Below are 20,158 nucleotides of genomic sequence, written 5' to 3' on the forward strand. Positions count from 1 at the left end.
GAATTCGCTTGCAAGCGGAGCGCCGCCCGGCAAGCTTCCCACACCCTCCCTAAAACGGAAAGGTCAGAACCGCCAATCCACTTTGCCCCAGAACGTCCGGCCCGGTTCGTTGATGCGTGTGTCCGCGGGGAAGCCGAAGCCGGCGTTGCCGGCGAGGTTCAGGTGTTCGGCGTAGGCTTTGTCGAACAGGTTGTCGATGCCGGCGCTGACGGTGAATTGGTGGTTGACGCGGTAGGCGGTGTTGAGGGAGAAGACGCCGAAGCCGTTGCTGTCGCCGAGGTCGCGGCCGACCACGTTACCTTTGTTGTTGGTGGTGCGGTGCTGGGCGGCGACCAGCCGCCAGAGGGCGCCGGCGCTCCAGTTGCCTTGTTCGTAGGTGGTGGTGAAGCGGGCTTCCAGCGGCGGCATTTGCGGCAGCGGTTCGCTGTCGTCGCGGTTGCGGCCCCAGGCGTAGGCGAGGGTGGCGTCGCCGCTGAGGTTGTCGGTGAAGCGGTAGCGGGCGCCGATTTCGGCACCGGCGATGTGGGCGTCGATGTTATCGGCGTCGGTGCTGTAGCCCATCATGCCGCTTTGGTAGGTGAACAGGATGTAGTCGTTGATCTGGCCGACGTAGGCGGAGGTCCAGGCTTCCAGGTTGCCGTTGCGGTATTGGCTGCCGATGTCGAGTTGGGTGGTTTTTTCCGGTTCGATGGCGTCGAAGGCGTTAAGCGATCCGGCCGGGCCGCTACCGGGGGAGAACAGTTCCCAGTAGTCGGGGAAGCGCTGCACGTGGCCGATGCCCACGTAGTAGTTGGTGTTCTGGCTGAGGTCCGCTTCATAGCGCAGGAAGCCGCTGGGCAGGGTGTCGCCGCGGGTGTCGCCGGCGGTGGCGCTGTCGGCGGCGTCGCGGAAGTCGCGTACTTCGTTGCGGTCCAGGCGGGCGCCGGCGACGATGCGGCCGTTGTCGCTGACGGCACGGGTGACTTCGGTGAAGGCGCCGTACTGATGGAAGTCCGCGTCTTTGTCCCAGGCTTCGCCTCGGTAGGCGTCCACGCCCATGGCGCTGCGTTGCCGGTGTTCGCTGGATTGGGCGTCGATGCCGGCGAGCGCTTCCCAGTTCTGGCCGCGCCACGTGACCTTGAAGCGGCCGCCGAGGGTGCGGCGGTCCACGTTGGCGGCCATGGGATTGGCCATCATGCCGGTGCCGGACGGGGTGCGCAGGCTGTAGTTGTCCATCAGGTGGTCGGCGTAGTTGTAATAGACGCGGCCGTCGATCTGGTCGAGCACGGCACCCAGGTTCCGGAATTCAAAGCGCATCCCCAGGCTTTCCCGTTTGAACTGGCTGCCGTCCATGCCACGGCCGGCGTAGCGGGCTTCGCCGTCGCCTTTGCCGGCGCTCAGTTCGATGACGCTGTCGGCGTTGGGCGTCCAGCCGAGCACCACGTCGCTGTTCCATTTCTTCCAGCGTGAGGGCACGCGGTCGCCGTTGCCGTCCTTGTAGTCGTCGGCGCGGGCGTTGTTGCCGGAGAGCCGCAGGTAGCCCAGCGGGTTGCCGAGGGTGGCGTCGATACGCTGGTCGTTGCGGCCGTGGGAGCCCAGCAGCCATTGGGCGTCCACCAGGGCGTCCGCTTCGCTGAAGTATTGCGGGTCACGCTCGAACAGCACCGTGCCGGCGGAGGCGCCGGGGCCCCACTGCACGCTTTGCGGGCCTTTGATCACGGTGAGTTTGTCGTAGTTTTCCGGCGCGATGTAGGAGCTGGGGGCGTCCATGCGGTTGGGGCAGGCGCCGATCATTTCGCCGCCGTCCACCAGCAGGTTCAGGCGTGAGCCGAACTGGCCGCGCAGTACCGGGTCGCCATTGCTGCCGCCGGAGCGGATGGCGGAGAAACCGGGGATGGTTTTCAGGTAATCGGTGGCGTCGCTGGCCGGCACGGGTTGGCGCGGCTGTTTCGGGTTGGCCTCGATCACCGGTCCTGCGCTGGGGGCCACGCCGGTGACCACCACCGGGGCCAGCAGGGGCGGGGTTTGCTCGTCGTCGGCCAGCGCCGGAGCGGAGAAAGGAAGCAGCCCTCCGAGCAGGGCCGGGCCCCAAAGGCTCCGTCGTTGAATCAGGCGCAATGCAGGAGAAGAAAAGTGAGAAGGTGTATTCATGATCCCATCCAAGAAGTCAGTACCCGGGCACTCCGTCGGCCACCAAACACGGTGACAAAGTCGGCGCAGAGCCTAGCATCGAGGGGGATGGGACTCACTGCGGTGTTTTGCCGCGCTGTTGAACTGGCGCTGTTTTTGCATCGTTTCTTGTCGCGGTCTATTCGCCAGCAAGCTGGCTTCCCAGAGCGGCTAAAGAATGAGGGTTTTCAGTTTTTCGCTGTTTACTGTCAATTATCAGGTCTACAGCGGCGTTGTGCCCCTGTGGGAAGCTAGCTTGCTAGCGAATGGCGAAGGACTCAGGTATCAGGAGGGCAGGGTATGAGGAAAAACCCCGTGGCCGGCGTGCGCCGGCAGCGCGCCTTGCCGTTCCGGCCGTTCTGGCAACGCACCGCTTTCGCTCACCAGTTGTTCTGATCCGCTCCGAAATCGCGCTTTTGTTGTTTCCTTTTCCGCGTTTTCGGAGTGACCAATGACGACCTTATTGATCGACCGTATCGACTACCTGGCAACCTTCGATGATCAGCACCACGAGTGGCGCGATGCCGCCATGCTGATCCGTGACAACCGGATTCTGTGGGCCGGGCCGCGCACGGAGAAACCAGACCTTCCGATGGACGAGACCCTGGACCTGAGCGGCCATGTGGTGATGCCAGGGATGGTGAACACGCATCATCACATGTACCAGAACTTCACCCGGGTGATGGCCCAGGACGACGCGCTGTTCCCCTGGCTCAATACGCTTTACCCGATCTGGGCACGGCTGGACGACGAGGCGATCTATCTCAGCAGCAAGGTGGCCATGGCGGAGCTGTTGCTCTCAGGCTGCACCACCGCCGCCGACCATCTTTATATGTTGCCCAATGGCGCCCGCCTGGACAGTCAGATCCAGGCGGCGGGGGAGATGGGCATCCGTTTTCACGCCGCCCGCGGCGCCATGTCCCGGGGGCAAAGTCAGGGTGGTTTGCCGCCGGACAATTGTGTGGAGAAGGAAGAGGACATTCTGCGGGACGCGGAACGCCTGATCGGCCGTTACCACGATGCCGGCCGCCACTCGATGCTGCGTCTGGTGCTGGCGCCGTGCTCGCCGTTTTCGGTGACGCCGGAGCTGATGCGGGACGCCGCCCGGCTGGCCCGGCGCCACCAGGGCGTGCGTCTGCATTGCCACCTGGCCGAGGAACTGGATGAGGAGGACTACTGCCTGGCCCAGTACGGCATGCGGTCGGTGGCGTTCGCGGAGTCGGTGGAATGGCTCGGTAAGGATGTGTGGTTCGCCCACGGGATCTTCCTCGACGACGAGGAAATCGCGCTGCTGGCCCGCACCGGCACGGGGATCACCCACTGCCCCAGCGCCAACATGCGTTGCGGGCAGGGCATTGCCAAGGTGCGCCAGCTATTGGACGCCGGGGTGCCGGTGGGGCTGGGGGTGGACGGTTCCGCCTCCAACGATTCCAGCAATCTGTTCCTGGAGGCGCGCATGGCGATGATGCTGCAGCGGGTGGCGCCGGCCCGTTACCGTTCGGAAGCGCCGGGCGGGCGCGGCGGTTTCGGCGGCGACCCTGGCGCGCTATCGGCGCGGGAGGCGCTGGCCCTGGCCACCCGTGGCGGCGCCCGCTTGCTGGGCCGGGATGACATCGGTCATCTGGCACCGGGGATGAGCGCGGACTGGGTGGCGGTGGATATGAACCACCTGTCCTTCGCCGGCGCGCAGCGGGATCCGCTGGCGGCGCTGGTGATGTGCGGGCCCTTCCTGGCCAGCCAGGTCATGGTCAATGGCCGGATGCGGGTTCGCGACGGGCAACTGCTCGACACGGAACCGGCGGCGCTGATGCGGGAACACGCCCGGGCCATGACGCGTCTGTATCAGTGACGTCCCTGTATCGGTGGAGAGGGCGGCGGGGCGAGGGCCTGTTCACACTATTTTCATCGCGCCTGCTGGATGCCCTTTTTGCCTCCAGCAAGGCGGGGGGCGCGCGGTTTGGTCATTCCAAATGAGCAACCGACAACGGCGCGGGAGGCAAAAAGGGCTCCAGCCCTTCGGGTTGCGGTTAAAACGTCACCACTGTGCGTTACTCGTCGTTCATTTGGAGTCACCAAACTTCTCTCCTCGTGCCTGCATTGGTGACGTTTTAGCCGCAACAGGCGCAATGAAAATAGTGTGAACAGGCCCTAGGGTTGTTTCGACGCCCAGATCGCCAGCTTATGCTGGATCGACTGCTGGGACACTTGATCCTCGGGCAGCGGCTGGATGACCTTGTCATGAACCAGCAGGCGATAGATGTACTCCAGCTTCAGTGCCGCCGAATCGGTGGGCTCGAACTCGACCACGCCCCGCTTCTCGCCGTACGCCATGCCGAGTGTGATGGCTTTCTTGACCCATTCCTTCTCATTCTTGAGCTTTTTCATGATGACTCCGAAGGCCAGGGGCTACTTACGGCCCAGAGTAACAAAGCCGATGGAAGGATGCCCTTTGTTTCCCTGCGGCTTCGGGGCAGGGGCGCTGGTCCGTGAACCTGTGGCCGGTTTGCTGGATCACTGGTGGGCAGCGTTGGCAAAGTCCGCCATCATGGAGGGCGGTTTTTTTGATCTTCTCTGAACATCAGGAGTCACCATGACCATACCCGAGCAGGTCACTGCATTGGCCGACACCCTGCGCGAACGGGGCCTGCGCGTGGCCACCGCTGAGTCCTGCACCGGCGGCGGCATCGCCCGCGAAATGACGGAGCTGGCCGGATCCTCGGACTGGTTCGAATGCGGCTTCGTCACTTACTCCAACGAGGCCAAGCAGAGCATGCTGGGTGTCTCGGAAGCGATTCTGGCCAGTGCCGGCGCGGTCAGTGAACAGACCGTCCTGGCCATGGCCCGGGGCGCGTTGGGGCGTTCCCGGGCGGATCTGGCGGTGGCGGTGAGCGGTGTGGCGGGGCCCGGCGGCGGCAGCGCCGATAAGCCGGTGGGCACGGTGTGGATCGCCTGGGCGCAGCAGCCGGACTGGGCCCGCGCCGAGCGCTTCCTCTTCGATGGTGATCGTGGGCAGGTCCGGCATGCTACCATCGCCGCCGCCCTGGAAGGGCTGCTGGCCCGCCTCGGATAAGGGGGGGGGTTGCAGTGGCGCGGGACAGTGTTCATAATGCTGTCCTTATAGACAGTGCTGATCAAAGGGTCAGGCCGAAGGATGCTCGTCGGCCCACGATCAGCGGGCTCTCGCCAGGGCACAGGCCGGTCAGCGGCGAGCCACGGCATCATCAGGGAATAAACGGAATCAAGGGATAAACGGATAGGGGTCATTCAATGAGCGATAAAGGTAAAGCACTTTCCGCGGCGCTGTCGCAGATCGAGCGGCAGTTCGGCAAAGGTTCCGTGATGCGCATGGGCGATCGTAAGCGCGAGCGCATGCCAGCCATCTCCACCGGGTCCCTGGGCCTGGATATCGCCCTGGGCATCGGTGGTCTGCCCAAGGGCCGGATCGTGGAAATCTACGGTCCGGAGTCTTCCGGTAAAACCACGCTGACCCTGAGCGTCATTGCCCAGGCGCAGAAAAAAGGCGCCACCTGCGCTTTCGTTGACGCCGAGCACGCGCTCGACCCGGACTACGCCGAGAAACTGGGCGTCAACGTGGACGACCTGATCGTGTCCCAGCCGGACACCGGTGAGCAGGCGCTGGAAATCACCGACATGCTGGTGCGCTCCGGCGCGGTGGACGTGGTGATCGTCGATTCCGTGGCGGCGCTGGTGCCGAAGGCGGAAATCGAAGGCGAAATGGGCGACGCCCACGTGGGCCTGCAGGCCCGCCTGATGAGCCAGGCGCTGCGCAAGATCACCGGTAACGTGAAAAACGCCAACACCCTGGTGGTGTTCATCAACCAGATCCGCATGAAGATCGGTGTGATGTTCGGCAACCCGGAGACCACTACCGGTGGTAACGCGCTCAAGTTCTACTCCTCCGTGCGTCTGGACATCCGTCGTATCGGCGCGGTGAAGCAGGGCGACGAAGTGACCGGTAACGAAACCCGGGTCAAGGTAGTGAAGAACAAGGTATCGCCGCCGTTCCGGCAAGCGGAGTTCCAGATTCTCTATGGCCAGGGCATCAACCAGCTCGGCGAGGTGTTGGATCTGGGCGTGCAGCAGGGGCTGGTGGACAAATCCGGCGCCTGGTACGCCTACCAGGGCAACAAGATCGGCCAGGGCAAGCAGAACGCCTGTGATTATCTGGCGGAGCACCCGGAAGTGGCGGGTGCCATCGAGAAGGAAATCCGGGCACGCCTGCTGGGTACACCGGCGGAAGAGAGCGCTGAAAATGCGGCCCAGCCCGAGTCCACGGAAGAGTAAAGGCGGCGACCCGGCCCCCGCCGATGCCGCCCAGGGGCGCCAGCATGCGGTCAGCTTGTTGGCGCGCCGGGATCACTCCCGCCACGAACTGCGTGCCAAACTGACACGCAAGTTCGGCGCGGCGTCCTGGCTGGACGAAGTGCTGGCGTGGTGTGAAGAACAAGGCTTCCTGGATGACCGGCGTTTCGCCGGTTTTTTTGTCCGTTCAAGAATCGAACGGGGACAGGGGCCGCTGCGCATTCGCGCCGAGCTGCAACAGAAAGGAGTGGGGGAGGCACTGGTTACCGAGGCGCTGGGTGAAGCCGAGTGCGACTGGTTCGCCCTTGCCAGCGAAGTCCTGGGCCGGCGCTTCCGGCACCCGCCGGCGGACCAGAAGGAAAAAGCCAAACAGCTGCGTTTTCTGCAGGGCCGTGGCTTCGATGCCGAGCAAAGCTTCCACGCCCTGGATCAGCAGCGCGAACAGGATTGAGCCAAAGCGCCACCTTGAAGACCTGAATTCAGCGGTCGCTACAACGCCGCTGCGGGAGCTTCGATGGTGCCCTGCAAGCGAATGTCCCTATGTCGTGGCTCCCACGGTTTCTGCTACGAAGCCGCTGTGGGAGGCCAGCTTGCTGGCGAATATCGCTAAATGCCCGAGCGAACCCCATTCGCTTGCAAGCAAGCGTCCCACAGCGGCTTCGTAGTTCCCTTCTCTCTCTGTGGGAAGCGAGCTTGCTCGCGAATAGCCTGTTGCGTGCAAGCGCCCCGCCTCGTCAACAGGCATAATACCCGCTCCTGTTTTCTGCCCTGGACGTCCGCCCCATGGAATATCTTGGCGACCCCTGGCTGGTGGCGGCCCTGCTTGGCTCGGGGGTGATCGCCGGCTTTATCAATACCCTGGCCGGCGGTGGCGGCCTGTTGATTCTGCCGCTGCTGATGCTCAGTGGCATGGGCCCGGCCCTGGCCAACGGAACCATGCGGGTGGCGGTACTGATTCAGTGCGTGGAAGGTGTGCGCCAGTTCCACCGGCACGGCTCGGTGCCGTTCAAGGTCCTGCCCGGCATCCTCATTCCCACCCTGAGCGGTGCCTTGATCGGCGCGGTGGCCGCCTCTTTCCTGCCCACGACCATTCTCAAGCCGGTGTTGCTGACCACCCTGGTGGTAATGGCGGTGATCATGGTGGTGCGTCCCTCCACGTTGATGCCGGAGGAGGGCGAAACGCCCAAGGCGTTGGCCAGTACCCCCGCCGCCTGGCTGGGCCTGTTCCTGACCGGCGCTTACGGCGGGTTTGCCCAGGCCGGCGTCGGGTTCCTGGCCATCGCCGTGCTGGCCGGCCAGTTACGCTATGACCTGCGCCGCACCAACGCGCTGAAACTGGCCATGACCGCCAGCTTTACCATCCTCGCTCTGGTGGTGTTCGTCTGGCGCGGCCAGGTGGCCTGGCTGCCGGGTCTGGTGGTGGGGCTGGGCACTTTATTGGGAGTGCGTCTGGCGGTGGGCTTCGCTCACCGGGTCTCCGGCGGCTGGCTCAAAGGGCTGCTGCTGATCATGGTGCTGGTGACTTGTTCCGCCGCTTTCCTCAAGGGTTGATCGGCCATGCCTATCGGTGTTCGTGACCCATCGCAACCGGTCGATGACGACGCTATACTTGCCGGTCACCCCCAATCCAGCAATGACGTGTTCCTTATATGAAGAGCGCTGAGATTCGCCAGGCCTTTCTTGATTACTTCGCCAGCCAGGGCCATACGGTCGTGCCGTCCTCCTCCCTGGTGCCGGAGAACGATCCCACCCTGCTGTTCACCAACGCCGGGATGAACCAGTTCAAGGACGTGTTCCTGGGCCGTGAAAAGCGGGATTACACCCGTGCCACCAGCTCGCAACGCTGCGTGCGTGCCGGCGGCAAGCACAACGACCTGGAAAACGTGGGCTACACCGCCCGTCACCACACCTTCTTCGAGATGCTGGGGAATTTCAGCTTCGGCGACTACTTCAAGCGCGAGGCGATCCGCTTTGCCTGGGAATTCCTCACCGGCACCCTGGGGCTGCCGGAAGAGCGCCTGTGGGTGACGGTGCATGTCTCCGATGACGAAGCCGCCGACATCTGGCTCAAGGAAATGGGTGTCAGCGCCGAGCGCTTCTCCCGCCTGGACGAGGACAATTTCTGGCAAATGGGCGATACCGGTCCTTGCGGTCCCTGCTCGGAAATCTTCTACGATCACGGCGAGGACGTTCCCGGTGGCCCGCCGGGCTCCGAGAACGATGACCTGGATCGCTACATCGAGATCTGGAATCTGGTGTTCATGCAATACGATCGCCAGCCGGACGGTGAGCTCCAGCCGCTGCCCAAGCCCAGCGTGGATACCGGCATGGGGCTGGAGCGTATCGCCGCGGTGATGCAGGGCGTCCACTCCAACTATGAAATCGATCTGTTCCAGGCCCTGCTGAAAGCCGCCGCCGAAGCCACCGGTTGCCAGAATCTGGAAGAGAAGTCTCTGCGGGTGATCGCCGACCACATCCGCTCCGCCAGCTTCCTGATCTGCGATGGTGTGATTCCCTCCAACGAGGGGCGTGGTTATGTGCTGCGCCGCATCATCCGCCGGGCACTGCGCCACGGCCATAAACTGGGGCAGGACAAGCCATTCTTCTCCACCCTGGTGAAAGCGCTGGTGGCACAGATGGGCCAGGCCTACCCGGAGCTGGTGCGCGAGCAGGCACGCATCGAAAAAGCACTGCTCACCGAGGAAGAACAGTTCGCCCGCACGCTCAACGCGGGCATGAAGGTGCTGGAAAATGCCATTGCCGGCCTGCAAGGCAGCGAACTGCCCGGCGATGTGGTGTTCGCGCTGTACGACACCCATGGTTTCCCGCCGGATCTGACCGCCGACGTGGCCCGCGAGCGCGGCCTGACCGTGGATATGGCCGGCTTCGAAAAGGAAATGGAGGCGCAGCGGGCCCTGGCCCGGGGCACCGGCGCCTTTGCCAATGATTACAGCGACCGTCTCACCATCGAGTCGGTGACCGATTTCTCCGGTTACGAGAAGCTGGCGGATCAGGACGAGATCGTCGGTCTCTACAAGGACGGCAACGCCGTGAACAGCCTCAATGCCGGTGATGAAGGCATGGTGGTGCTGGCGCGCACGCCGTTTTACGCCGAATCCGGTGGTCAGGTGGGCGACACCGGCCTGCTGGTCAAGGGCGACAGCCGCTTCGCCGTGGCGGATACCAAAAAGCGCCAGTCCGCCCATGTTCATCTGGGCACGCTGGAAGCCGGCACTCTGAAGGTGGGTGACAAGGTCGACGCCTATGTGGATGTGGAACGCCGCAACAACATCATGCGCAACCATTCCGCCACTCACCTGATGCACGCCGCGCTGCGTCAGGTGCTGGGCGGGCATGTGCGGCAGAAAGGCTCGCTGGTGGCGCCGGATTATCTGCGCTTCGACTTTTCCCACGGCGAGGCGCTGAGCGCGGAGCAGCGCGAGCGGATCGAAACCATCGTCAACCGTCAGATCCTGGCGAACACGGCGGTATCCACGGAGTTGATGGACATCGACGCCGCCCGTGAGGCCGGTGCCATGGCCCTGTTCGGCGAGAAGTACGACAGCCAGGTGCGAGTGCTGACCATGGGCAGCGACGGCTTCTCCAAGGAACTCTGTGGCGGTACCCATGTCGGCCGTACCGGTGACATCGGCCTGTTCAAGATCACCCTGGAAACCTCCGCCGCCGCCGGCGTGCGCCGTATCGAGGCGGTCACCGGGGAAGGGGCTCTGGCGCTGGTGCGTCAGCACGAAGCGGCGCTGGCGGAGATTGCCGGCACTCTCAAGAGCAGCCCGGAACTGGCCGCCGAGCGGGTGGGAGCCCAGGCTCGCCGTGTGCGCGAGCTGGAGAAGGAAGTGGAACGCCTGAAGCAGAAACTGGCTTCCGGTGCCGGCGGTGATCTGACCGCCGACGCCCGCGAGGTGGCCGGGGTGAAAGTGCTGGCCACCCAGGTGGACGGCGCCGACGCCAAGACCCTGCGGGTGACCATGGACAAAGTGAAGGACAAGCTCGGCTCGGCGGTGATCCTGCTGGCGGCGGTGGAAGGTGACAAGGTGGCGCTGGTGGCCGGTGTCACCAAGGATCTCACCGGCCGCTTCAAGGCCGGTGATCTGATGCGTCAGGTGGCCGGTCAGCTGGACGGTCGCGGTGGCGGCCGGCCGGACATGGCCCAGGGCGGCGGCAACGACGTGGCGGCGCTGCCCAAGGCGCTGGCCGGCGTTTACGACTGGGTGGCGGAGCAGGCCTGAGCCCGCCGCGTTTCAGCGGGGAAAGCCGGCCTCACATGCCTCTCACATGATAACCGGGCGCGGAAATGTTACCCTTACGCGCCCTTTTTTGCGGAACAACGTCATATATGGCCCTAATTGTTCAGAAATACGGCGGCACCTCCGTGGGGTCCGTCGAACGCATCCAGGCCGTCGCCGAACGGGTGGCGCGCTTTCACCAGCAGGGCGATCAGGTGGTGGTGGTGGTTTCCGCCATGAGCGGCGAAACCAATCGTTTGATCGAGCTGGCCAATGGGATCAGCGGCACTCCGTCCCCCCGGGAAATGGATGTGCTGGTGTCCACCGGCGAGCAGGTCACCATCGCGCTGTTGTCCATGGCCCTGCACGGCCGTGGCATTGATGCCCGCTCCTATACCGGCTGGCAGGTGCCGATCCGCACCGATCACAGCCATTCCAAGGCGCGTATCGAGGACATCGACGACAAGAAGATGGGCGCCGACCTGAAAGCCGGCCGCGTGGTCGTGGTGGCCGGGTTCCAGGGGATCAACGATGACGGCCACATCACCACCCTCGGCCGGGGTGGTTCCGACACCACGGCGGTGGCCCTGGCGGCTGCCCTGAAGGCCGATGAGTGTCAGATCTATACCGACGTGGACGGGGTCTACACCACGGACCCCCGGGTGGTGGACAGTGCCCGCCGCCTGGACAAGATCACCTTCGAGGAAATGCTGGAAATGGCCAGCCTCGGCTCCAAGGTGCTGCAGATCCGTTCGGTGGAGTTCGCCGGCAAATACAATGTGCCGCTGCGTGTACTGTCCAGTTTTCAGGAGGGTCCGGGCACCCTCATTACCGTCGACGACGAGGTGGATATGGAAAAGCCGGTAATTTCTGGCATTGCTTTTACCCGTGATGAAGCCAAGATCACCGTGCGCGGTGCCCCCGACACCCCGGGTATCGCCGCCAAGATCCTCGGTCCGGTAAGCGACGCCAATATCGAAGTGGACATGATCGTGCAGAACGTGGGGGCCGACGGCGCCACCGACTTCACCTTCACCGTGCACCGCAACGACTTCAACAAGGCCAAGGACGCGCTGCGGAAATCGGCGTCGGAGCTGGGCAACCCGGAAATCATCGGCGACGACAAGATCGCCAAGATCTCCCTGGTGGGCGTGGGCATGCGCTCCCACGCCGGCGTGGCCAGCAAGATGTTTGAAACCCTGGCCCAGGAAGGGGTTAATATCACCATGATCTCCACCTCGGAAATCAAGATCTCCGTGGTGGTGGCCGAAAAGTACCTGGAACTGGCGGTACGCGCACTGCACCAGGCCTTCGAGCTGGATCAGCCCGCCGCCTGACGAGACATTCTTATTGGCATGCGGCATACTACCCGCCTCGCACACGGGGCGGGTACCGGCTTCCCGATAGTGGAACGCTCAAGGACGACGGGTGGCTCGTATCCAGTGTGCAAAACCGCGCTCACTGAACAATATATGGATTCGAGGAGGGAACTCCCATGCTTATTCTGACCCGCCGCGTCGGCGAGACGCTCATGGTCGGCGACGATGTCACCGTCACCGTTCTGGGTGTAAAAGGTAACCAGGTACGTATTGGTGTTAACGCGCCCAAAGAGGTGGCGGTGCACCGTGAGGAAATTTATCAGCGTATCCAGCACGAAAAAGGCTCTGACGGCGAGTCTGCTTGATTTTTGAGCTGTATTTTCTGTGCAAACTGGTATGATGCGCGGCGATGTCACGGATCGCCGTGAGAACAAAGCGATTGTCCGTGTTCCGGAGAGGTGGGTGAGTGGCTGAAACCAGTTCCCTGCTAAGGAACCATACGGGTTACCGTATCGCGGGTTCGAATCCCGCCCTCTCCGCCATACAAACAAAAGCGCCCCGCTCCGCGGGGCGTTTTTGTTTGTATGGGTGATGGGTAGCGGAAAGAGCCCGCCGGTTCGACCAGCCGCGCCTGCGCGGCGCAGGACGTCGCGAAGCGGCGCCCCGAAGGGGTTCGCCTGCTCGCAGGCGAATCTCTCGGCATTGGACTCCCGCGCCCACGCTCTTTTCTCCATGCGTCCGCTCCGCCAATTTCCCACAAGGGCGCTACGAAGCCACTGTGGGAAGCTTGCTTGCAAGCGAATTGCCAACGGCAGGGAGAAATTCGCTGCCGAGGCAGCTCCCACAGCGGTTTCGTAGCGCCCCGTTCCGCGGGGCGTTTTTGTTTGTATCGGTGACGGGCAGCGGAAAGAACCCGCCCTCTCGGCACTCGACTCCCGCGCCCACGCTCTTTTCTATGTGTCCGCTTCGCCAATGGCAGGAAAGCAGTTCGCTGCCAAGGCAGCTTCCCACAAGGGCGCTACGAAGCCGCTGTGGGAAGCTTGCTTGCAAGCGAACCGCCAACGGCAGGGAAAAATTCTCTAGCCCCCATAGCGGTTTCGTCGTTCGGACTGTGGGAGGCTCTTCATGCTCGGTGTTCAGACCGGATAGTCGAGCAGGCATCCGGTCCCGTGGCCTTCCAGAACGGAAGGGTCGAAGCAGACGATGTGATTGCCACGGCGCCAACCACAGGGGTAAAAGCCCGCATGGTAGACCTGGAACAGCGCTTCAAGCACCGGATCCATGCTGATGGTGGCGTAGGCATCGGTGCAATAGAAAGGGGAAACCGCGTTGGCCTGTACGTCCTGCCAGATACGGTACTCCCGTGGTAACTCTTGCGAGTTTTCCAGCAGCATGGCCCGGTCCAGATCGGTGAGGACCTCGGTGCCGTTGGGCAGGGCTTCCGGGTGGGCGGCGGAAAACAACCGCTCCGAGAAGAGGAGCCGGACCGGCTCCAATACCCAGGACAAGTCATGATCAGACAAGGGGGTCTCCCAAATCACGGTAGTGGTTAATCCTGGCGCTCATCCAGCGTCCGTCCCTGGAACCGGATCAGCAACTGCGCCAGTGAGTCCGCACAGACTCTCATCTCCGAGGCCATCATCACACCCATGTCCACTTCGAACACGGCGGGCTCCCGGTTGCGCAGCAGCAGCGCCACGCCGCCGCTGTCGTCTCCGATCATCAGGTATCCCGGCAGGTACTCCGGCACCTCATAGTCGCGATTGCGTTCCGCGATGCTGTCCGCGTCCAGCAGCACCAGGTTGCCGTCGGTGTACAGGCCATCGCTGAGCCGGAGAAAGGCCGCGTACTCCGGATGCAGCGGCCGGCCCAGTCCGGCCTCGGCCCGGGCGAGGGCTTCCGGGGAGGCCGGCGGCTCCAGCCGGTAATGTTGCTCCAGGTTCGCTCTGTTCAGCATGGTTCTCACCATTCAGTTGTCACCGATCAGCCAGGGCCGACATTCGTCCCGATTCAGAAGTACGATGTGTTGGGTCTCCGGTGGACCGGGACGTGTTTGCTCCAATCCCAGCCACTGTAGCAGGTAGCCGACCAGCGCCGCCCGGGTGGGCAGGGCCAGTTCACCATTCTCCATGCCGTAATCGGTGGCGATCAGAGCCTGTTGTGCCCGATCGAGACGAGGGGCCGGTGCCAGCCGCACGGTGATGACGGTCTGCCAGGCGTGGTCCTGCCGTGCGTCCCGGTCGGCCGGGGTGAGCAGACGGGCGCTGTCGCCGATGCGGCTCAATACGAAATCGCGATACTCCCGGTTTTTCTCACACCAGCCGCGAACGTGCCAGCGATAGCCGGAGAACACCACGGTATGGGGGTGGATTACCCGGGTCTCCGGCTGGGGGTGAGCCAGCGAGGCGTATTCGATTTCCAGCCGCAGCCGCTCCCGGCAGGCCTGGATCAGTGGCCGCAGCACCGCCGGGCGGAGCCCCCGGTTCGGCACCGGCAGCATCTCGATATTCAGTTCCCTGACGGTCAATTGCTCGAAGGAGCAGGCCAGGTCCTCGCGGGTCCGGACCATTTGCAGGTACTCGTCGGCGGCTCCCAGGGTAAAGCGAGGGGTGAATCCGGGGCCCGGGCGGTAGCCTTTGAGAGAGCGGTCGTAGACCAGATTGCCCGGTGCATACTGCGTCAGATACCGGTTGATATCCTTGCTGGCCTGCTGGCGGCCGATGCCGAAGGCACGCCTCAGGTGATTGGTGGTGAGGCGGCCCTCCCAGAGTGCGATGATCTCGATCAAACGGTAACGCAGCAGCAAATCCCAACGTAACGGCCAGTCGCCGGCGCTCTTGCGGGGGGAAGGGGACATTTCCCTTGGGCTCCAAAAAACGACGTGTTCATGTAGTCAGTGTTGGTATGACCACACTGAATACATATTATGGTCTCCTTGCCCGGCAAGGCGCTGGAACAGGTCACGAATCCAGCTATCGTGATCCGGTTCACCGCGCTTTCGGGCCAGGAAGAAGAATCGAGACCCTGAGTAGGCTCTGAGATCAAATAAAGAAAGGAATGTCCGCGCCGCCTTTGGGATGCGTCGCCGGGGTAACTGTCCGTTGGGGAAGGATAGAGGGTGAGCGAGATGGGGATCTTCGCTTTGGGGGCATCGAGACCATCGATGACCGGTCATCGGGGGGAATCTTCGTGCCATCCACCGGCGGTGGAAGGCCCGTCAGTGCAGAGGTGCATTCGGGTGGGCATGACCTTTCGTGGTTGTGGTGTGGCCGTGGCCATGCCCGTCGTCGCCCAGAGGTAATGCCATGGCCCAGCGTTTGCGCCACACCCTTGTCCTGGAACCTGGTTTCGGGCCGCCGTCCCCCTATGCCTGGAGTGGACTGCCGGAATCGCCGGAGACCACGGAACGGGTTGCCCATCGTCTCGGCCTGCACGGCGAAGGCGGTTTGCTGGTGCCCGACCGGGGCTATGGCCATCGGCTCAAGGCGGTGCTGAACCGGCGTTCCCTGGTGCGGCGCGGACTGCGCCACGGTGAGCTGGAGATCCTGTCGCGGGTGGCGGCGCTGTTAGTCAACGAACACACTGGCAATATCCAGGTGCTGGACCGCGAGCAACGCCCTCTCGATCCGCAGGCGTTGATGTTGCTGCTGCGAGTGGATCCGGATGGGGTGCGTCAGTCGGTGGATGAGCAAATCCAGCAGCACCAGCATCGTCTGGAAGGGCTGGTGACCTTGCACCATCGCACCCCGGTTCCCGGTGAGCAGCCGTTGCTTGCGCCGATGGCGCCGGAGGAGCCGGAGCCGGCCACGTTGCCGTTCCGGGCCGGTCTCTGGGACCGGTTCCTGGCGGTCTGTTCGGCGCGCCGCCGGGCTGGTCTGGCGAGCCGGCGGCGGCAGTGGCAGGAACAGCAACGTCAGGTACGGCTGGCCTGGTTGCAGCGTCTGCATCGCCATGCCGGCCAGTTCGAGCGGCTCAGGCGGCTGTATCAGGCGGCCCGGCAGGGGCAGCGTCAGGCCCTGGAAGGCGTGCTTGCCCATCGGTTGTCCATGGTGCCCTGGCCGCGGGTGACGCGGGTGGCCTTCCAGCTCAGTGACGATCTGCGCTGCCTGACCCTGGAAGTGGATGTGCCGGATCCGGGACTGTTTCCCTATACCAAATTGCGTCCGCACCCGCAGGGGGCGGGGGTACTGGTGACCTGGCTTTCCGACGGCGCCCGGCGGCGTCTGCACCGTGAACATGCCCATGCCACCGGGGTGCGTTTGATCGGTGAAGCACTGGCGGTGATTCCGCAGGTGCATTGGCTGGCGCTCTCCGCCCACGGGCGGGGCCGAGCCGGTGATCCGGCGCGCGGGCACTATCTCTATAGCGTGCGGGTACCGCGTGCGGGTTGGTGCGGGTTGTTGTTCGACGAATTTTCCAGCTATCCGCCGGAGCGCGTCCTGTCCGGTTTCGAGTACCGGCAAACCCTGGATGGCCAGGGCAACTGGCGGCCGGTTCCTCCCTTTTCCGCCGAACCTCCCGGCGCGGTTTAACCCTCGTTGACAATATCACTACATTCCTGGGCCGGCTGGCGTAGTACAACCGTGCCAGATACCCACATAAACATAATGGGTATGGATCCAGAACAACAATAGTCAGGGGATCGGCTTATGCGCGGGCGAGGAATCGGTTGGCTGTCATTGTGTGTGCTGTTGGGTGTGCTGGCGGGCTGCGGTGGTTCGGGCGGCTCGGGCTCTGGTGGCGATAGCCCGGGTGGCGGTGACCCTGGTGGAGAGTATCCCGGCGGTGAAGTGCCGGATCCGGAAGGCCAGGGCCGGGTGTTCACGGTTGCGCCGGGCGAGGACGCCACCCGGAGCATGGTGGATGCCATGATCCAGTTGAAGCCGAAGGACGTGCTGCAATTCGAATGTGGTTTCTTCGAGCTGGATCAGGGACTGCTGATCCAGGCCACGGAAGACGTCACCATCCAGGGCTGCGGCAAGGATAAAACCGTGCTGTCATTCCGCGACAGCGTCAACGTCACCGGCCTGGAAGCACTCAATGTGCATGGCATCACGGTGAAGGACCTGACCATTCTCGATTCCCCCGGTGACGCCTTCAAACTCAAGGGCGTGAAATGGGGCACCCTGAGCGAGGTGCGGGCGATCTGGTCCGGCGGTGGCGAACCGATCACCGCCGCCAATTACAGTGGACGCCTGCAGGTGGCTTGTACCGCGCCGCCGCTCAACGAGGGCGATCCGGCGCCGGATTACGTGCCCAGTTCCAGCAGCGGCCGCTATGGCATCTATCCGGTGGAATCGGAATACATTCTGGTGGAGGACTCGGAATCCATTGGTGCTTCCGATGCCGGTATTTACGTGGGGCAGACCGATACCACCATTATTCGCGACAGCCGTGCCGCCTACAACGTCATGGGGTTCGAGATTGAGAACGTGCGCGGTGGTGAATACGACAACAACATCGCCGAGTGCAACACCGGTGGTTTCCTCATCTACGATCTGGAGAACATCACCCGCTACGGCGACACTTCGGTGATGGTCAGCAACCTGGCCCGCAACAACAACACCTACAACTTCGCTCACAGCGGACTGGTGTCCATGGTGCCGCGCGGGGTGGGGTTCATCACTCTCGGCTACGACAATATAGAGGTGTACGACAACGTCTTCGAGGACCACAGCACCGCCGCCATCCTCTATATCAGCTATGAACTGATCGACGGTCCAGGGCAAACCGCCGACAAGAAACTGGATCCCTATACCGAAGGGCTGCACATCCACGACAATGTTATCCGCAACTCCGGTTACAGCCTGCCGCCACCGGATCTGGAGGCGGCCGCGAACGGTGATGTCCAGACTCTGTTGCCGATGATGATCGGTCTGAAAAATCTGCCGACCATCAATGATCCTTCCGAACTGCTCGGCAGTCTGGGGAATCTGTTTAATCTTGGCCGTGGCGCGCACATCATTTGGGATGGTCTGCTCGATGACCTGGACACGGACTGTCCCTATCCGGTGGACGCCAACGGTGACCCGGTGCCCGCCGATGCAAACGGCAAACCGATCCACACCAACCAGCATCCCAATCCGTCCTGCCATTACAACGCCTACAAGTTCGACGATCAGGGGCAACGGAAACGGCCAAAATGGGGCTCGTGCATTCATGACAACCAATTCGATGAAGACAGCGTGCCGTACCTGAATTTCCACGGTACCGATGGGCTCGAAGTGGTGATGGCTCTGGCCGGGCAGGATCTGTCTCTCCTTGATCCCGCTGAGCTGCTGGAGGTCATCCAGGGCCTGTTGAATCTGCCCAGCGATCGCAAGCTGGAGGATCACGACTGCCAGGCCCGCTTCGGCAAGCTGCTGGCGCCGCTGCCAAGGGTGATGATCCCGCCGTTCGAGCCCAGCGGCGAACACGATCCGGCGGTGTCCGAGGAATACGTGAAATTCCTTTGCGAGGCGGAAACCGCACAGGATGCCATCAATCGTCCGGCTTTGGCGGTGGACTGTCCGCGTCTGGATCAGTACAACCTGTTCGCCGATCCTGAAAATCCGCGTAGCCTGCCCCATGAAGGGGGCGTGCCCTTTGTCCTTAACACCAAGCTGTTTTCCGACTACGCCACCAAGTATCGGGTGGCCTTTATTCCGCCCGGAGAGCAGGCGGTGTATCAGGACGGTCAGGGCGGAGCCAATCCCAACGGCGCCATTGAGTTCCCGTTGGGGACGGTACTGGCGAAGACCTTCGCCTTCACCGACGAGGAGCAGGGCACCGAAACACTGGTGGAGACCCGTCTGCTGATCAAGCGGGAAAACAGCAGCGGCAATGCCTACTGGGCCGGCTTGCCGTACATCTGGGATGAGGATGGCGTGGCCCGGCTGGCCATGGGCGGCGGCGCCCGGGCGGTAAGCTGGCATTACCGTGACGTGGACAGCGGCGCGGTGATCAGCGGCGACACCGAGCGCTACAACATCCCCAATGCCAACCAGTGCATCACCTGTCACGGCAATGACGATCAGGCCACCGGCAGCCCGCCCATCGGGCCCAAGCCGCGCAATCTGAATCTGGCCTACCGGCCGGAAAGTACCTTCATGGGGGAGCAGGGGCAAGGCGGCTTCCCGCGCGTGAATCAACTGCAGTACTGGGTGGCGCAAGGGCTGCTGGCCGGTGCGCCGCAATTGCAGATCGATAACCGTGGCGTGGCTACCAACGTGCCTCGGTTGCCGCATTGGAACGTGGCTGGCGACGGCGGCGAGGCGGCCCATTCTCCGGCGGATATCGAGCAGCGGCTGCGGGCCTATATGGAAGTCAATTGCCAGCACTGCCACAACGACAAGGGCGCCGCGTCGAACACCGGTTACTATTTGGATCATTTCCGCGATGTCGATGCCGGCTACGGCATTTGCAAGAAACCCACCGCCACCGGCGGCGGCTCCTGCGGCCGACAGCATGTCGTGGTGCCCGGCAACAGCGAGGCTTCCATCGTCACCTGCCGGATGGAAGCGGAACACGATCCGCAACGGATGATGCCTCCGATCGCGCGCAGCGTGGCCGATGACGAAGCGGTGGCCTTGCTGCGGCAGTGGATTGATACCGTGGTGGATGACAGTTATACCAACGCGGGGGCCTGTCAGTAGAGCATCCCTGTTCGCCAGGGAAGGAGAACCGGCGGGCAGCGTTCCAGGGCACCGGAGAAGCACGGTCCTGGAACGCTGCCCGCCGGCTCTCCACGAGTTCTGAAAGCGCCGCTTTCCAATCGAACTAGAGACATAAATTCGAAGGCAGCTACAACGCCGCTGTGGGAAGCTTGCTTGCAAGCGAATCTTGGGGTCCGGAAGCCCATTCGCTTGCAAGCAAGCTTCCCACGGTCGCTTCGTAGCCCCTTCTGTGCCAGCGGTCGACGGTATTGGAGCCCAGGCCCTGCTTGAACCGGGAGTCTTGGGACGTATTCACGGCGTTCCCGGAAGGCCTTCGTACAGACCCGTGCCCTCGATGCAGACACTCGCATCTGGAGTTTATGGGGTGTCAGCGATCCCCTCATACAGAAGTCCTCTCCATACAGAAAAGGACTGCGATCAGGTTCACCGGTTACCGTTCCGTCATATTGAATCTCTATCCTTCCTTCTT

Annotated in this window: 15 protein-coding genes and 1 tRNA gene; 11 read left to right on the plus strand and 5 right to left on the minus strand. The window is 63.1% G+C overall.

Annotated features, from left to right (window positions below):
• Positions 1-63: 63 nt before the first annotated feature.
• Entirely contained in the window at positions 64-2,130 is a 2,067-nt protein-coding gene (locus E0L37_RS12310; protein ID WP_205655612.1) for a TonB-dependent copper receptor, read from the minus strand.
• Between the two features lie 469 nt (positions 2,131-2,599).
• On the opposite strand from E0L37_RS12310, the gene E0L37_RS12315 reads away from it, so the two are divergent.
• Entirely contained in the window at positions 2,600-3,997 is a 1,398-nt protein-coding gene (locus E0L37_RS12315; protein WP_133492030.1) for an 8-oxoguanine deaminase, read from the plus strand.
• A 299-nt stretch (positions 3,998-4,296) separates the two neighbouring features.
• On the opposite strand, the gene E0L37_RS12320 is transcribed toward E0L37_RS12315, so the two are convergent.
• The gene (locus E0L37_RS12320) at positions 4,297-4,533 is read right to left on the minus strand and encodes a DUF5062 family protein (protein ID WP_133492031.1); all 237 of its coding nucleotides are present in this window, start codon (positions 4,531-4,533) and stop codon (positions 4,297-4,299) included.
• A gap of 205 nt (positions 4,534-4,738) precedes the next feature.
• On the opposite strand from E0L37_RS12320, the gene E0L37_RS12325 reads away from it, so the two are divergent.
• From E0L37_RS12325 to E0L37_RS12360, 8 genes are all read left to right on the plus strand, one after another.
• A complete protein-coding gene (locus E0L37_RS12325; RefSeq protein WP_133492032.1) occupies positions 4,739-5,218 on the plus strand; it encodes a CinA family protein in 480 nt (159 codons plus the stop codon).
• A gap of 197 nt (positions 5,219-5,415) precedes the next feature.
• Positions 5,416-6,453, plus strand: a complete 1,038-nt coding sequence (recA, locus tag E0L37_RS12330) for a recombinase RecA (protein ID WP_133492033.1) — start codon at positions 5,416-5,418, stop codon at positions 6,451-6,453.
• On the plus strand, positions 6,422-6,922 hold the full coding sequence (locus tag E0L37_RS12335; protein WP_133492034.1) for a regulatory protein RecX: 501 nt from the start codon (positions 6,422-6,424) through the stop codon (positions 6,920-6,922). The genes recA and E0L37_RS12335 overlap by 32 nt, the downstream gene beginning before the upstream one ends.
• A 332-nt stretch (positions 6,923-7,254) precedes the next feature.
• On the plus strand, positions 7,255-8,022 hold the full coding sequence (locus tag E0L37_RS12340) for a sulfite exporter TauE/SafE family protein (RefSeq protein WP_022995677.1): 768 nt from the start codon (positions 7,255-7,257) through the stop codon (positions 8,020-8,022).
• 98 nt (positions 8,023-8,120) lie between these two features.
• Complete coding sequence (alaS, locus tag E0L37_RS12345) at positions 8,121-10,718, plus strand: alanine--tRNA ligase (protein ID WP_133492035.1); 2,598 nt, start codon at positions 8,121-8,123, stop codon at positions 10,716-10,718.
• 107 nt (positions 10,719-10,825) lie between these two features.
• On the plus strand, positions 10,826-12,052 hold the full coding sequence (locus E0L37_RS12350; protein WP_133492036.1) for an aspartate kinase: 1,227 nt from the start codon (positions 10,826-10,828) through the stop codon (positions 12,050-12,052).
• A gap of 158 nt (positions 12,053-12,210) precedes the next feature.
• Entirely contained in the window at positions 12,211-12,399 is a 189-nt protein-coding gene (csrA, locus tag E0L37_RS12355) for a carbon storage regulator CsrA (RefSeq protein WP_022995680.1), read from the plus strand.
• Between the two features lie 87 nt (positions 12,400-12,486).
• Positions 12,487-12,576: transfer RNA gene (locus E0L37_RS12360), tRNA-Ser, on the plus strand.
• Between the two features lie 594 nt (positions 12,577-13,170).
• On the opposite strand, the gene E0L37_RS12365 is transcribed toward E0L37_RS12360, so the two are convergent.
• From E0L37_RS12365 to E0L37_RS12375, 3 genes are read right to left on the minus strand one after another with little or no spacing between them, the layout of a single operon-like run.
• Complete coding sequence (locus E0L37_RS12365) at positions 13,171-13,557, minus strand: hypothetical protein (RefSeq protein WP_133492037.1); 387 nt, start codon at positions 13,555-13,557, stop codon at positions 13,171-13,173.
• Between the two features lie 26 nt (positions 13,558-13,583).
• On the minus strand, positions 13,584-13,991 hold the full coding sequence (locus E0L37_RS12370; RefSeq protein ID WP_166643061.1) for an SMI1/KNR4 family protein: 408 nt from the start codon (positions 13,989-13,991) through the stop codon (positions 13,584-13,586).
• A 12-nt stretch (positions 13,992-14,003) separates the two neighbouring features.
• On the minus strand, positions 14,004-14,891 hold the full coding sequence (locus E0L37_RS12375; protein ID WP_133492039.1) for a YafY family protein: 888 nt from the start codon (positions 14,889-14,891) through the stop codon (positions 14,004-14,006).
• Between the two features lie 448 nt (positions 14,892-15,339).
• Here E0L37_RS12375 and E0L37_RS12380 point away from each other — a divergent pair, with 448 nt between their 5' ends.
• Both E0L37_RS12380 and E0L37_RS12385 read left to right on the plus strand, forming a co-directional pair.
• Entirely contained in the window at positions 15,340-16,566 is a 1,227-nt protein-coding gene (locus E0L37_RS12380; RefSeq protein ID WP_133492040.1) for a hypothetical protein, read from the plus strand.
• Between the two features lie 117 nt (positions 16,567-16,683).
• Positions 16,684-19,668 (plus strand): parallel beta-helix domain-containing protein, encoded by a 2,985-nt coding sequence (locus tag E0L37_RS12385; RefSeq protein WP_133492041.1) that lies wholly within the window; start codon positions 16,684-16,686, stop codon positions 19,666-19,668.
• Positions 19,669-20,158 lie beyond the last annotated feature (490 nt).

Origin of the sequence: Alcanivorax sp. 24 (genome assembly GCF_004360225.1) — a bacterium.
Taxonomy (GTDB): Bacteria; Pseudomonadota; Gammaproteobacteria; order Pseudomonadales; family Alcanivoracaceae; genus Alloalcanivorax; species Alloalcanivorax xiamenensis.

Excerpts from the sequence above, each read along its gene's own strand:
- recA (WP_133492033.1), top strand. The coding sequence starts at position 5,416 with ATGAGCGATAAAGGTAAAGCACTTTCCGCGGCGCTGTCGCAGATCGAG.
- E0L37_RS12375 (WP_133492039.1), bottom strand. The coding sequence starts at position 14,891 with ATGTCCCCTTCCCCCCGCAAGAGCGCCGGCGACTGGCCGTTACGTTGG.
- E0L37_RS12380 (WP_133492040.1), top strand. The coding sequence starts at position 15,340 with ATGGCCCAGCGTTTGCGCCACACCCTTGTCCTGGAACCTGGTTTCGGG.
- E0L37_RS12335 (WP_133492034.1), top strand. The coding sequence starts at position 6,422 with ATGCGGCCCAGCCCGAGTCCACGGAAGAGTAAAGGCGGCGACCCGGCC.
- E0L37_RS12370 (WP_166643061.1), bottom strand. The coding sequence starts at position 13,991 with ATGCTGAACAGAGCGAACCTGGAGCAACATTACCGGCTGGAGCCGCCG.
- E0L37_RS12310 (WP_205655612.1), bottom strand. The coding sequence starts at position 2,130 with ATGAATACACCTTCTCACTTTTCTTCTCCTGCATTGCGCCTGATTCAA.
- E0L37_RS12350 (WP_133492036.1), top strand. The coding sequence starts at position 10,826 with ATGGCCCTAATTGTTCAGAAATACGGCGGCACCTCCGTGGGGTCCGTC.
- alaS (WP_133492035.1), top strand. The coding sequence starts at position 8,121 with ATGAAGAGCGCTGAGATTCGCCAGGCCTTTCTTGATTACTTCGCCAGC.
- E0L37_RS12320 (WP_133492031.1), bottom strand. The coding sequence starts at position 4,533 with ATGAAAAAGCTCAAGAATGAGAAGGAATGGGTCAAGAAAGCCATCACA.
- E0L37_RS12385 (WP_133492041.1), top strand. The coding sequence starts at position 16,684 with ATGCGCGGGCGAGGAATCGGTTGGCTGTCATTGTGTGTGCTGTTGGGT.
- csrA (WP_022995680.1), top strand. The coding sequence starts at position 12,211 with ATGCTTATTCTGACCCGCCGCGTCGGCGAGACGCTCATGGTCGGCGAC.
- E0L37_RS12340 (WP_022995677.1), top strand. The coding sequence starts at position 7,255 with ATGGAATATCTTGGCGACCCCTGGCTGGTGGCGGCCCTGCTTGGCTCG.
- E0L37_RS12315 (WP_133492030.1), top strand. The coding sequence starts at position 2,600 with ATGACGACCTTATTGATCGACCGTATCGACTACCTGGCAACCTTCGAT.
- E0L37_RS12325 (WP_133492032.1), top strand. The coding sequence starts at position 4,739 with ATGACCATACCCGAGCAGGTCACTGCATTGGCCGACACCCTGCGCGAA.